Genomic DNA, 12262 nt, shown 5'->3' on the forward strand with positions numbered 1-12262 from the left:
AAGTGATTAAGGATAGTGTATTAAAAAATAGATCTTATAGAAGATTTTATCAAGAAAAAAACATTGAGCTAAATGAATTAAGGGAATTAGTTGATTTAGCAAGATTATCACCTTCAGGGGCTAATAAACAAGTTTTAAGATATATATTATCCAATACAAAGGATTCAAATGATAAAATATTTGATTGCATTTTTTGGGCAGGATATTTTAAGGAGTGGGATGGTCCAGATGAAGGCGAAAAACCAAGTGCGTATATAGTTTTGCTTAAAGACACTACTAATGGCAGTGGTTCTCCTCAAGATGATGGTATAGCAGTTCAAAGCATGTTGCTTGGAGCTGTTGAAAAAGATCTAGGAGGGTGTATAATCGCAAATATAGATAGGAATAAACTAAGAGAAAAACTTAATATAATTGAGCAATATGAAATTTCTTTAGTTTTGGCATTAGGATATCCAAAGGAAGAGGTTGTAATTGAGACTATAAATGATTCTGGTGATATTAAATATTGGAGGGATAAAAATCAAGTTCACCATGTACCTAAAAGAACTTTAGATCAGTTGATTATAAAAGAAAATTAATTTTCATATAAATATTAATTTTGAACATACTATACTTATGACTTTATTATAAAGGAGACGAGTAGGTATGGAAAGAGAGCATTATATTATTGACGGATTAGCAAATGAAAATATGAAAACTCAAATTAAAAATGCCCTTGAAAAAATTGAAGGTGTGAATAAAGTTTGTGTAGATCTTGCCCGTGGAAGTGTTGAAGTAATTTACAATACTCCTGCGACTCAAGGAGAAATCAAAGACTGTATAGAAAATACAGGAGCTGGGCAGTTTACAGTTCACAATTAAAAGTTTATAGTTGGAGGAAGAAATCCCCTAGGGGATTTCTTAATTTATATATGAAAAGCTAGTAGTTTTTTCTACCATAACTGTAAACTGTGCACTGTAACCTGTAAAATGATTTCTAGCCTTCTAATATTTTTACATAGAAAGTTCTATCTCTTGGCCCATCAAATTCACAAAAATAAATATCCTGCCATCTTCCTAATATTAAATTTCCGTTATTTAAAATAAAAGTTTGCGAAGCACCAATAGTAGACGATTTTAAATGAGCATGAGAATTTCCTTCGAAATGCTTATAATTTTCATCAACAGATGGATAAACTTTTTCAAAACCATATATTAAATCACGAACTACATCTGGATCAGCATTTTCATTTACAGAAATTCCAGCAGTAGTATGAGGACAATAAACTACTACGATTCCATTTTCAATATTACTGTTTTTAATATCCTCTCTTATGTATGGTGTGATATCAATCATAGTTTGCCTAGGAATAATTTCGATTGAATGTTTGAATAAATTAGTCATAGAAAGCCTCCTAAAAATATTTTGATTATAATATATGATATATTAAAAGGTTAAATATATAAATACTTTATATAAAAGTAAGGTACATTTATTTAAAAAAGAATATAACGGATATTATTCCAATAATATATATTTGTGTTATATATTTAAAATTATGTTAATAAAAATAATATGTAAGCGTAATTTATATGTTATGGAGTGATATAAACATGATAAAATTCAAATATTTAATGAGGATAATAATAGGTGGAATTATTTTTGGAGAATTATTTACTTTTACAGCAAATGCAGGCAGCTGGGTGAGTGTTGATAATAGTTGGCGATATTATAGTGATGTACAGACTGGGTGGTACAAATCTAATGGATATTGGTATTACAATGATGACAAAGGCATAATGAAAACCGGATGGGTTAAGAGTGAGGGAAATTACTATTATCTTGACTTACAAACAGGGAAAATGCTAACTGGATGGATTCAAGATAAGGGTAATTGGTACTATTTAAATAGCGATGGTAAAATGGTGACAGGATGGCTTGAGTATAATGGAAATTTATATTATTTAAATGTTTATGGTGCTATGGTTAAGGATGTTTATATAGGTGCTTATTACTTGGGACCTGATGGAGCATGGAGAGAAGAACATCAACATTGTCGTTAATATTTGCATAAAAATTAAGTAATCGCTATTTTAGTAAACTATTAATAATTAGCTAAAGTGTGGGATTACTTAATTTACAGAATATGTACAAGTTATAAATAAAAGTGTGAACATAGTAATTTTAATATATTTATCTCCAAACATCATCAATAACACTATCGATTTTACTCATTGCAATTTGAATAGCTTCAGTTTTTTCTGCTTCTGAAGTTCCAGTATTATCTACTAATAGTTCTTCAAATCTTTTAATTCCCATAAACTTTACTATATCATGTACATAGTTTAATCCTTTGTTCATTACTAATTTAAAGTACCATGGAATTGGACTGCCAGAAGATTGCACATATATCATACCTCTCTGCTTATCATTTAATAAACCTTCAACAGTGTTTTGTTCAATATGTATGGTTTTGCCTTCCATGATAACACAGTCAAGATATTCTTTTAAAGGAGCAGGAAATGAAAGACTCCACATTGGAGCAGTGATTACATACATATCTACAGCTTTGAATTGATTTGTTAGTGTTACCATTTTATGAGCTTCTTTTTTTTCGTCTTCCTTCAATTTATTAAAATCTTCTTCTTTTATCATGCAGTTTCTTTTTTCAAAATATTGATATTCAAGTCTAGGAATGTGGCATTTATATAAATCTAATTCTTCAAGCTGAAAATCAGTATGTTTAGTTAAAAATCTATTAACTACTTCACACCCAATAATTTTGCTGGCAGATAGCTCTTCGGGTTTAGAATTTATTGTAATATAAAGTAAAATTTTCATTTTTTAAACACCTTCTTAAATATGATTTTAACTATAGTATTTACTGGTTCATACATTTTATTTAAGATACTTTATAAAATTATTATCTTTTATTTCTAAGATAATAAATATAATGTTATTATATTTATTATAATGTGAAATAATAAAACCAATTGGAGAAAATAAGACTATGCTTATGATAAGAACTACAATTAATATTGTAGGCAGCAAGACTAGGGAGAGGATGAAATAAAATGAAACCTATAATAGGTATAACCACTATGCATGAAATAGAAATAGAAAAATCATTTACTTTAGCAAGTAATAACTATTTAAGAGCAGTTGAAGCTGCAGGAGGAGTGCCATTATTTCTTCCTATTACAGAAGAGCTTGAAGATATAAAGTCATATCTAAATATAATTGATGGAATTGTTTTTATGGGAGGAGAAGATATATCTCCTTTGAAGTACGGTGAAAATCCACTACAAATAGAGTTTATAATAAATAATTCAAGAGATAATTTTGAATTCAATCTTTTTCTAGAGGCATATAATATGGATATGCCAATCCTAGGAATATGCAGAGGAGCTCAACTAATTAATGTGGCTTTAGGGGGGAGCTTATATCAAGATATTAATTTACAATTTTCAAATTGTCATGGTCACATGCAGTCAGAGATGCAGGTATATGATTTTTTTCATGAAGTAATAGTTGATAAAGATAGTAAATTATTTGATATATTTAAAAGTAGAGAACTAGAAGTGAATTCTTTTCATAAGCAAGCAATAAAAGCTTTAGGAGATAACTTAAAAGTTACAGCCACTGCAAAAGATGGAATTATAGAAGGAATTGAAGGCATTAGTAGGAAGTTTTTAGTTGGTGTACAATGGCATCCAGAAGATTTAAGTTTAAAACACAAAGATTTTGTGAAATTATTTAAAGCATTAATTGATAATGTATAAAATTAGCTAAGGAGGAGTAACTAATGAAACCAATAATTGGATTAGCTTTATCTAATAGAGTTAAATCTAAAAAAGCATACAGTGTTATAAATAATGATTATATTAAAGCAGTACAAAAAGCTGGTGGAACACCAATTCTTATACCATTTAGTGACAATATAGAGAATATAAAAGTTTATATTGATAAAATTCAAGGAATTATATTCACAGGAGGAGAAGATATTTCACCTTTGTTTTATAATGAGGAACCAAGAAAAGAGGTTCAATGTATAATTGAGGAAAGAGATAAATTCGAGTTGGAGCTTTTTAAGGAAGTTTATATAAAGAATATTCCCATTTTAGGGATATGCAGAGGTCTTCAGCTTATTAATATTGCTTTGGGAGGAAATTTGTATCAAGACATTAATTTTCAAATTCCTAATAGTTATGGTCATGCTCCAAGACAAACCTTAAGATCTAATCTCTATCATTCAGTTAAAATAGAAAAAAGTAGCAGATTATTTGATATATTTAAAACAGAAGATTTAAAGGTTAATTCATTTCATCATCAAAGTGTAAAGAAGCTAGGAGAAAATTTGAAAATTTCAGCAGTTTCTAATGATAATATAGTTGAAGGAATTGAAAGTACAAATGATAAATTTTTGGTAGCAGTTCAATGGCATCCAGAAAACTTAATTGAAAATCATCCGGAATTTTTAAAGTTATTTCAGACATTTATTTATATGGCAGGAAAAGAATTGGAATAATTTGGATAAAGCTGAGCTGATTTATTTGATGAAGGTAAAATTAAATAACTAATATAAAGAGAAATAAGCCTACTTAAATTTTTAAAAGGCTTATTTCTAATATTTTGAGTTTATAAATAGTATAGCTGAAATTTATCAGAAATTTCAGGGTATACTAAAATGGATTAGTATTAATAAGAGGTTTCCAATTGGTATAAATCTTTTCACTTCTTATTGAATAAGTTATAGCGTTACTCTCAGATATGGCTAATGAACTAAGCTTTTTGTTGAATGATTCTGAAAAAGCTTTAAGGGCTTCTGGAACTAATGCCAAAGATACGTTGTATGCTTCAAGAGGATCTGAAGAGGTATAACTTCTATTAGCAGAGATAATTTTAGTAGCGCCATCACTCGCCTCATCAACAAAATTTTTAATAGTGTTTTTAATTGTATTATCAAAGTTGTATGGGTAACTTACTTCTAAGGTAAGCCTATAACCAATATCTCTTGTTTTAACACAAGGAAGATCATTTTTTAATATAGTATCATCTATACAACCTACAACTTTATTTATAATTTCTTCTTTAAATTCTGGAATATCAATCGAAGACAAAGTATTTGAATATATCTCTCTTGTTTCATTTAATGAGAAATCCTTGTTAATATTTATTTGAGACTTTTTATCTCTAGTCAAATTATCACAAGTTGGACAATTATCATTAATGTCATCTGCTCGGTAGCATATAAAAGAATCAATTCTTCTTAAGTCTATCCCCCAATAAACCCAAGTATTTCTAAACCATCTAAATCCAGAAGCAGAGCGCCTATCAACATTTAATAAAAAGGCCCAATAATTTCTACCACTAACTTCCCAAATGTATGTGTATTTATAAAGACAAAATCTTATTGAACCTGAGCTTACAGCTTTAGTAGATATTCCACCTTCTCCAGGATAGGCGCCAAGTTTTTGCACCTCAGGAGCATTTTTCTTAGGAATGTAATTAGGTGGTGGTGATTTAGGTATTCCAGGAGGATTAAATGTTCCACCTGGATAATTAAAGTTTGGTTGATTTAATCCAGGGGGAATATTATCATCAGGCATTGAAGGAAAAAGATTTTTTTGTCTTTCGAATGATTCAAAAGGAAGAGCTGAAAAATTAAATTTTTCAAAATTTATATCATCTTCGAAAGGAATATTTGATTCATTAAACATTTAGTTAAAAACTCCTTAAGATTTATTTATCAATATTATATTCAAAGAAGTACAATGTTGTTAGTATCTAATTTGTAAAAATAGAGTTAATATATAATTAAAGTAATAATAAATTGGAGAAAATTGTATTCAAATATTGAAAATTGCGGTTCGTAATGTTATAGTAATGTTATACATAATTGTATTATAAAAATACATAAAGCATATTTATAAAAAATATGCTTATATAATGCAATAAATTATTTGAGCTAAGGTATTAGTTTGGTTTTATTTCGATGGTTGAAGAAGGGTGGTTTTAAGCTATGAGGGAAAGTGAGAAAAATATACTATTAATCGATGATTCGGCAAGTATTCGAATGTTTATAAGAGGTCTCTTAGAAGATGAAAATTATAATGTGTATGAAGCTATTAATGGCGAAGATGGACTTGTTAAGTTTAAAGAGCTTGGAAATATTGACTTAGTAATTACAGATATTTACATGCCTAAAAAAAGCGGTTTAGAATTTGTAGTCGATTTAAGAGAAAAAGATAAGCAAACCAAGGTAATTGTTCTTTCTGATGGTGGGCAATATAATTTTTCTAATGAATTAGGTGTTGTAGAAGCTCTAGGTGCAACAACTTTCCTTAAAAAAGATTTGATAAAAGATGAATTGATTTCAAAAGTAAAAGAAATAATATCATAAGAAGTTTATTTTATATGAATATTAACTTAAAGCTCATTAGATTAACAAGCAGATCTAATGAGCTTTTTTCTTAATTTTTATCGTTATAATATGAATCGATCTTTTTTATTTTATCAATAAGGGAAATTAATTGCTTTTCTGGTTGCATTTTTGCTTTAATTGCTTCTAATTTAGCACCTAAGGCTTTAGAAACATAAAAATAATCATCATCTGTAATTAGACCATTTCTATATAAAATACTAATTTGATCATATAAAACACTTACTTCACGAGTGGTTAGTGCAGGTTTGTTAGAATGATCGTAGTCAATAAGCATTTGTCGAACATCTAAAGTAGAATCTTTTCGTGCATAATCCATGGGATTTAGACCTATTGTTTCAATGATACGTTTTATTGCAAAAGCAATTTCAATGCTTTTTTTTGATTCATATCTAGTATCGTTTCAAATTTTGAAATATTATTGTTTGATTTATTATTTGAATTAATAGCGTAAGCAGTATTATTTTTTTCTTCAACTTTTATTTCCATAAAAATATCTCCTTTCTATAAATGGAATAACATTACAAATTTATTATCGAACTATATTCATATTTATTTATAGATATGTTACTTAATAATATTGATTGTTATATTATCTATATTTTTAGGAAATTAAGGTTATTTTAAGTTGCCAAGAAGTTAAAATTTAGTATAATAATCCTATGAAAGGGAGGCTTTTATTATGATAAGAATAGACAATATAACAAAGAGTTATAACGGTACATATAAAGCTGTTGATAATTTGAATTTACAAATAAATGATGGAGAGATTTATGGATTATTGGGACCTAATGGCGCAGGAAAAACTACTACAATTAAAATGATAACTGGAATAATAGCGCCGACTAATGGAATAATTGAAATTAATAACATAAATATTAATAAAGATCCAATTAAAGCTAAAGAGCAATTTGGATATGTTCCAGATAGTCCAGATATGTTTTTAAGATTAACGGGAATAGAATATTTGAATTTTATGGCAGATGTCTACGGGGTTTCTAAGGAAGATAGGGAAGAAAGAATAATGGAAATGTCAAAAAGATTTGGAATGGAATCTGCTTTAGGCGATAAAATTCAAGCATATTCTCATGGAATGAGGCAAAAAATTGTATTAATTGGAGTTATGATACATAATCCAAAGGTGTGGATTTTGGATGAACCAATGACTGGTTTAGATCCAAAAGCTGCATTCACATTAAAAGAAATGATGAGAGAACATGCTGATGCAGGAAACACTGTGATTTTTTCAACTCATGTACTAGAAGTTGCAGAAAAAATTTGTGATAAAGTAGCAATAATAAATAAGGGGCAATTAATATTCAATGGAACTTTAGAAAATATGCACGATAAATTCAAGGAAAATGAATCCTTAGAAGAAATGTTCTTGGAGATGACTGAAGATGAACAGGCTTAGTGTTGTAACAAAATATTTCATAAAAAATGCCCTTGGTGAAATGTTTGGAAGTAGCAAAAAAAAATCAGCATTTCTAGTAGCATTAATGATTTTCGGAGTAAGCATGATATCAATGCCATTTACGATGATGGTTGGGCTTGGTTATGAAGAATTTCATGCTGTTGGTCAGGAAGGTATGTTGTTATCGCTTATAATTTCTGCAGGAGCAACTGTTTGTTTTTTCTTTGGAATATATACAATAATGAATGTATTTTATTTTTCAGATGATATAGAAGTTTTATTGCCACTTCCTATAAAAAGTAGTGAGTTAGTAATTGGTAAATTTGCAGCAGTATTAATAAATATGTATATTTATACTGCAATGTTGATACTTCCTTTAGTAGCTTTTGGGGTGGTATCTAAAGCAAATATATTTTATTATTTGTACGTTATAATTGTACTAATTATAACTCCTGTATTACCTATGGTTCTAGCTTCAATTATTTGTATGATTCTTATGAGATTTACGAGTTTGTCAAAACATAAAGATGGATTTAGGATGTTCACAGGATGTGCAACTTTAATTTTAATTGTTATTTTTAATTATTTAAATTCTGGTTCAAAAGGTAATATGTCTCAGGAACAGGCACTTTTGAAATTTTCAGAAGGTCATAATAGTATGATGGACATGATGACAGGAATTTTTATTACTAATAAATTTTCTTCATATGGATTGCTTTATAATAATGAAACTAGGGGATTAATATACATACTTCTAGGTTTAATTTTAAGCATAATTATATTTGTTATATATTCATATATTGGCGGAAAGTTATATTTAAAAGGAATAATAGGAATATCAGAATCTTATAGTAAAAAAGAAAATATTTTAGAAAATGGGAAAGTTAAAAAGTTTATTCAGATAAATTCTCCGTTGAAAGCTTTAGTAATAAAAGATATTAAAATAATGTTTAGAACTCCGACATACTTTATTAATTGTATAGCTATGATATTTTACATGCCTGCAATACTTGGAGTTGCAATGCTATCACGAAGTAATATAAGTGAAATAAGAAATATGTTAAGCCAAGGCACAAGTATCTATGGATTTGTTATTGTGGGTGCATTTGTTTTAGCATCAATGTCTGTAATGACAGGAGGAGCTAGTGCTACAGCACTATCAAGGGAAGGAAGAGATATTTTAGTATCTAAATACATCCCTGTTTCCTATAAAACTCAATTATATTCAAAGATAATTTCTTCAGTATGTATAAATGGGGCCGGTTCAATAATTGTAGCTATAGCACTTGTTATAATTGGAGTAAGCCCATTATTATTTATTTTAGGATTTTTAGTATCTGTAGCGGCAATATTGGTAATATCACTATTTGGAATATTTATTGATTTTAAATCGCCAAAATTAGAATGGGAAAATGAAAAAGCAATGTTTAAGAAAAATTACATGCCTCTTTTAATTATGTTTATTATATTTGTCATATCAGCAATTCTTGTAGTGCTAAATATTCTTATACAGAACTATATTGTAATATTTGGAATTTGCATGAGCTTAGCTCTTATTGGAAGTTTTATCTTATATAAAATTCTGATTAAGCTTGTTTATAAGGTATATTTAAATGATAAATAATACTTTCTTGAATCCTTGTTTATTGAAGAAATAAGCAAGGATTTTTTTATCAAATATTATTAAGTAACAGTGTATATTTTGTTATACAAATTATATATATTTATGTATAATAAAGTAAATGGAAAGTGTATTATATTGTAAATATATCACCTTTATATTAATATAAGCGAAGTAGGGGAATTTAACATGAAATTAATAAAAGCTAATAAAGAAATGGAGAAGGAATACTATAAATTTGTTAATGAATGGCAGGATTATAATGAAGAAATAATACCATCTTCAGCAAGACTGTTTGATATGAGTTATGAAAAATGGTTGGAATATACCTATGAAATAGAAAACAAGGAAACTTGTCCAAAGCATTGGGTTCCAGCGGTTACATATTTTTCTGTAGATGAAAGTGGAAAGATTATAGGTGCTATCAATATAAGAATGAGACTAAATGATTATTTATTTAATTATGGTGGTCATATCGGTTATGGTATTCGGCCAACCGAGCGTAAAAAAGGATATGCATCTTTAATGTTATCTTTAGCCTTACCAATTGCTAAACAGATTGGAATAGACAAAGTTTTAATTACTTGCGATAAAAATAATGTTGGTTCAGCTAAAACGATTATAGCAAATGGCGGCATTTTAGAAAATGAAGTAATGGAAGATGAAGAAATAGTTCAAAGGTATTGGATAGAGATCAAATAAAGATCATAAAAGTTTAGGTAAGAAGAGAAGGGGGATAAATTTAAATAAGTTGGAGGCGAATTATATGGAAGATAACATCAAGGAAATTATAATTGAGCGTTGCAGAAAAGGAAAGATGAATATAGATAGTCTTTCGATAAGTACTACAGAAGATGGCTTTATAGCAACAGATGGATATACTTCTATTTTGTTTGATAAAAATGGGAACTATGCTTCTCTGCCAATGCATAAATTATATGGAAATAAAGCGACAAAGGCAGTTAATTTTGGATTTAAAATTTATTCATTTATAATAATAGCAGTGATAGTTATAATAATATTTATAAGTATCTTTATAAAATAATGTAGAATAATAAATAATATTTAAATTATGAATAGGAGAAAAGATGGAGATATACACAATTGGACATTCAAATTACGCAGTTGAAAAGTTAATTCATATGTTAAAACATTATAATATTAATTGTGTTGTAGATATTCGTGGAATTCCTTATTCAAAATATAATATTCAATACAATAAAGAAACAATAGCTGGAACTTTAAAGGAAGCAGGTTTTATATATATATATATGGCAAAGGAATTTGCAGCAAATAGAGAAAATAAAAGATCATATAATAAAGAAGGATATTCGGATTTTGAAAAAGTAATTACTGAAATAGAATTCTTAAATGGAATAGAAAGATTGAAGAAGGGGTGTGAAAAAGGTTATAGAATAGCATTACTAGGGGCTATGCAGGATCCGATAAGATGTCACAGAAGCATATTGGTTGGAAGGGCGCTAAGTAATGAAGGTTTTAATGTTAAACATATTTTAGATGATTATACAGTGGCCACTCAAAAAATGATAGAAGAGAATCTTTTAAATAAATTTTTTAGTAATAGGAACCAAATTACAATAAATAATTTGCTTGGAGTCTCTTTGAATGAAGTGGAAATGGTTAAACAAGGATATAGACTAGCAAATAAAGAAATTGGATATAGAGTTGAGCATTTACAATGATTTTTATAATAAATTTTAAGAGGGTTATGATGTCAGGTTTGCAATTAGTTTAACAAGAATATTTTATAATAAATATTCTACTTGATATTTATAAGCTCAAATTTAGATAAAAGAACATATATTGTTTTATTAATAATGATTTTAGGAATGAAAATAGTGAAGATTTTATCTAAATTTTTTAGAAATAGAAAATGTAAATTGGAAGGCACTAGAGCTGAAAGTAAAGAAGCAATTTTAAAGAATTCAAGTGTTATAAGTAATTATGAAAGTGATACTAATTATCTAATTTGGGTAAATAAAAAACAGTTTCAGGTGAATATTTTTAAAGGAAGCAAAAATAATTGGAATTTAATTAATAGTTATATTTGTACTATAGGAAAACCATCTACTCCAACGCCTAATGGTGTTTTTACAGTTGGAATAAAAGGCTTATATTTTGGAGTTGAGAAAGGTTATAAGTGTTGGTATTATACACAATTTAAAGGGAATTATTTATTTCACTCAATTATATATAATTTAGATGGCTCTGTTAGAGATGGAAGACTTGGAATGAGATTATCTGATGGATGTATAAGGCTTGCTAAAGAAAATGCTAAGTGGATTTATGATAATATACCAAGGGGAACAAAGGTGGTAATTAATTAGTAAAGAGAGGAATACTATTATGAGATATGAATGGATTGATGAATATTGCCTTGATAAAAAAGGTGTTGAAAAAGATTTTAAAGAAGAATGGAATGCAACTAGATATATGGTAAGAGGAAAAATTTTTGTGATGCTTGGAGGAGATAAAGAGGGCACACCAATAATTACAATAAAATGTGACCCAAGTTTCGGAAGATTCTTGAGGGATGAGTATGAGGATATAATTCCAGGATATCATATGAATAAGGAACACTGGAATTCCATATACATTGGAGGAAAAGTTCCTGATGAGGTTGTAAAACAAATGACAGATATGTCATATAGTTTAATCTTAAATTCACTAAGTAAAAAAATTCAAAAAGAAATTTTAGAAAGATAATCATTAATGTAATAAAAACTCGATTTCTAAGATCTAAAGCTTAGAAATTGAGTTTTCTAATTTTAATAATATTAATAT

General features: G+C 27.9%; 18 protein-coding genes. 13 read left to right on the forward strand and 5 right to left on the reverse strand.

The window, feature by feature from the left end:
• Positions 1-2: 2 nt before the first annotated feature.
• Complete coding sequence (locus tag L3B98_RS05745) at positions 3-578, forward strand: nitroreductase family protein (protein ID WP_077362679.1); 576 nt, start codon at positions 3-5, stop codon at positions 576-578.
• Between the two features lie 67 nt (positions 579-645).
• Complete coding sequence (locus L3B98_RS05750) at positions 646-861, forward strand: heavy metal-associated domain-containing protein (protein ID WP_015392620.1); 216 nt, start codon at positions 646-648, stop codon at positions 859-861.
• Positions 862-976: 115 nt separating this feature from the next.
• Here L3B98_RS05750 and L3B98_RS05755 read toward each other — a convergent pair whose 3' ends face one another.
• Complete coding sequence (locus L3B98_RS05755; RefSeq protein ID WP_015392621.1) at positions 977-1384, reverse strand: secondary thiamine-phosphate synthase enzyme YjbQ; 408 nt, start codon at positions 1382-1384, stop codon at positions 977-979.
• A 209-nt stretch (positions 1385-1593) separates the two neighbouring features.
• Between L3B98_RS05755 and L3B98_RS05760 the strand changes: the two genes are divergently transcribed.
• Complete coding sequence (locus L3B98_RS05760) at positions 1594-2043, forward strand: cell wall-binding protein (RefSeq protein ID WP_077362681.1); 450 nt, start codon at positions 1594-1596, stop codon at positions 2041-2043.
• Positions 2044-2173: 130 nt separating this feature from the next.
• Here the strand turns inward: L3B98_RS05760 and L3B98_RS05765 are convergent, their stop codons facing one another.
• Positions 2174-2821 (reverse strand): NAD(P)H-dependent oxidoreductase, encoded by a 648-nt coding sequence (locus L3B98_RS05765; RefSeq protein WP_238915938.1) that lies wholly within the window; start codon positions 2819-2821, stop codon positions 2174-2176.
• Positions 2822-3054: 233 nt separating this feature from the next.
• On the opposite strand from L3B98_RS05765, the gene L3B98_RS05770 reads away from it, so the two are divergent.
• Positions 3055-3762, forward strand: a complete 708-nt coding sequence (locus L3B98_RS05770; protein WP_238915939.1) for a gamma-glutamyl-gamma-aminobutyrate hydrolase family protein — start codon at positions 3055-3057, stop codon at positions 3760-3762.
• A 23-nt stretch (positions 3763-3785) separates the two neighbouring features.
• The gene (locus tag L3B98_RS05775) at positions 3786-4508 is read left to right on the forward strand and encodes a gamma-glutamyl-gamma-aminobutyrate hydrolase family protein (RefSeq protein WP_238915940.1); all 723 of its coding nucleotides are present in this window, start codon (positions 3786-3788) and stop codon (positions 4506-4508) included.
• Between the two features lie 154 nt (positions 4509-4662).
• Here the strand turns inward: L3B98_RS05775 and L3B98_RS05780 are convergent, their stop codons facing one another.
• On the reverse strand, positions 4663-5700 hold the full coding sequence (locus L3B98_RS05780; protein ID WP_015392626.1) for a hypothetical protein: 1038 nt from the start codon (positions 5698-5700) through the stop codon (positions 4663-4665).
• A 302-nt stretch (positions 5701-6002) separates the two neighbouring features.
• Here L3B98_RS05780 and L3B98_RS05785 point away from each other — a divergent pair, with 302 nt between their 5' ends.
• Positions 6003-6383: a response regulator gene (locus L3B98_RS05785; protein WP_015392627.1), complete on the forward strand. Its 381-nt coding sequence runs from the start codon at positions 6003-6005 to the stop codon at positions 6381-6383.
• Positions 6384-6453: 70 nt separating this feature from the next.
• Here L3B98_RS05785 and L3B98_RS05790 read toward each other — a convergent pair whose 3' ends face one another.
• Positions 6454-6741 (reverse strand): hypothetical protein, encoded by a 288-nt coding sequence (locus L3B98_RS05790; protein ID WP_238915941.1) that lies wholly within the window; start codon positions 6739-6741, stop codon positions 6454-6456.
• A 32-nt stretch (positions 6742-6773) separates the two neighbouring features.
• Entirely contained in the window at positions 6774-6911 is a 138-nt protein-coding gene (locus L3B98_RS05795) for a hypothetical protein (protein WP_238915942.1), read from the reverse strand.
• Between the two features lie 193 nt (positions 6912-7104).
• Between L3B98_RS05795 and L3B98_RS05800 the strand changes: the two genes are divergently transcribed.
• From L3B98_RS05800 to L3B98_RS05830, 7 genes are all read left to right on the forward strand, one after another.
• Complete coding sequence (locus L3B98_RS05800) at positions 7105-7836, forward strand: ABC transporter ATP-binding protein (protein ID WP_015392629.1); 732 nt, start codon at positions 7105-7107, stop codon at positions 7834-7836.
• Positions 7823-9460 (forward strand): hypothetical protein, encoded by a 1638-nt coding sequence (locus L3B98_RS05805; protein WP_238915943.1) that lies wholly within the window; start codon positions 7823-7825, stop codon positions 9458-9460. Before L3B98_RS05800 ends, L3B98_RS05805 begins: the two co-directional genes overlap by 14 nt.
• A 186-nt stretch (positions 9461-9646) precedes the next feature.
• Complete coding sequence (locus tag L3B98_RS05810; RefSeq protein ID WP_238915944.1) at positions 9647-10159, forward strand: GNAT family N-acetyltransferase; 513 nt, start codon at positions 9647-9649, stop codon at positions 10157-10159.
• Between the two features lie 64 nt (positions 10160-10223).
• Positions 10224-10502 carry a hypothetical protein gene (locus L3B98_RS05815; RefSeq protein WP_015392632.1) on the forward strand — a complete coding sequence of 93 codons (279 nt, stop codon included), beginning with the start codon at positions 10224-10226 and terminating at the stop codon, positions 10500-10502.
• Positions 10503-10545: 43 nt separating this feature from the next.
• A complete protein-coding gene (locus tag L3B98_RS05820; protein WP_238915945.1) occupies positions 10546-11160 on the forward strand; it encodes a DUF488 domain-containing protein in 615 nt (204 codons plus the stop codon).
• Between the two features lie 147 nt (positions 11161-11307).
• Positions 11308-11805, forward strand: a complete 498-nt coding sequence (locus L3B98_RS05825; RefSeq protein ID WP_238916165.1) for a L,D-transpeptidase — start codon at positions 11308-11310, stop codon at positions 11803-11805.
• Between the two features lie 19 nt (positions 11806-11824).
• Positions 11825-12184 (forward strand): MmcQ/YjbR family DNA-binding protein, encoded by a 360-nt coding sequence (locus L3B98_RS05830; RefSeq protein ID WP_077362695.1) that lies wholly within the window; start codon positions 11825-11827, stop codon positions 12182-12184.
• The last annotated feature ends 78 nt before the right edge of the window (positions 12185-12262 follow it).

The organism is Clostridium sp. YIM B02555, from assembly GCF_022320955.1.
GTDB classification, from domain to species: Bacteria; Bacillota; Clostridia; order Clostridiales; family Clostridiaceae; genus Clostridium; species Clostridium saccharoperbutylacetonicum.

Excerpts from the sequence above, each read along its gene's own strand:
- L3B98_RS05820 (WP_238915945.1), top strand. The coding sequence starts at position 10,546 with ATGGAGATATACACAATTGGACATTCAAATTACGCAGTTGAAAAGTTA.
- L3B98_RS05805 (WP_238915943.1), top strand. The coding sequence starts at position 7,823 with ATGAACAGGCTTAGTGTTGTAACAAAATATTTCATAAAAAATGCCCTT.
- L3B98_RS05795 (WP_238915942.1), bottom strand. The coding sequence starts at position 6,911 with ATGGAAATAAAAGTTGAAGAAAAAAATAATACTGCTTACGCTATTAAT.
- L3B98_RS05750 (WP_015392620.1), top strand. The coding sequence starts at position 646 with ATGGAAAGAGAGCATTATATTATTGACGGATTAGCAAATGAAAATATG.
- L3B98_RS05790 (WP_238915941.1), bottom strand. The coding sequence starts at position 6,741 with ATGGATTATGCACGAAAAGATTCTACTTTAGATGTTCGACAAATGCTT.
- L3B98_RS05760 (WP_077362681.1), top strand. The coding sequence starts at position 1,594 with ATGATAAAATTCAAATATTTAATGAGGATAATAATAGGTGGAATTATT.
- L3B98_RS05830 (WP_077362695.1), top strand. The coding sequence starts at position 11,825 with ATGAGATATGAATGGATTGATGAATATTGCCTTGATAAAAAAGGTGTT.
- L3B98_RS05755 (WP_015392621.1), bottom strand. The coding sequence starts at position 1,384 with ATGACTAATTTATTCAAACATTCAATCGAAATTATTCCTAGGCAAACT.
- L3B98_RS05765 (WP_238915938.1), bottom strand. The coding sequence starts at position 2,821 with ATGAAAATTTTACTTTATATTACAATAAATTCTAAACCCGAAGAGCTA.
- L3B98_RS05770 (WP_238915939.1), top strand. The coding sequence starts at position 3,055 with ATGAAACCTATAATAGGTATAACCACTATGCATGAAATAGAAATAGAA.
- L3B98_RS05800 (WP_015392629.1), top strand. The coding sequence starts at position 7,105 with ATGATAAGAATAGACAATATAACAAAGAGTTATAACGGTACATATAAA.
- L3B98_RS05825 (WP_238916165.1), top strand. The coding sequence starts at position 11,308 with ATGAAAATAGTGAAGATTTTATCTAAATTTTTTAGAAATAGAAAATGT.
- L3B98_RS05785 (WP_015392627.1), top strand. The coding sequence starts at position 6,003 with ATGAGGGAAAGTGAGAAAAATATACTATTAATCGATGATTCGGCAAGT.
- L3B98_RS05815 (WP_015392632.1), top strand. The coding sequence starts at position 10,224 with ATGGAAGATAACATCAAGGAAATTATAATTGAGCGTTGCAGAAAAGGA.
- L3B98_RS05775 (WP_238915940.1), top strand. The coding sequence starts at position 3,786 with ATGAAACCAATAATTGGATTAGCTTTATCTAATAGAGTTAAATCTAAA.
- L3B98_RS05810 (WP_238915944.1), top strand. The coding sequence starts at position 9,647 with ATGAAATTAATAAAAGCTAATAAAGAAATGGAGAAGGAATACTATAAA.
- L3B98_RS05780 (WP_015392626.1), bottom strand. The coding sequence starts at position 5,700 with ATGTTTAATGAATCAAATATTCCTTTCGAAGATGATATAAATTTTGAA.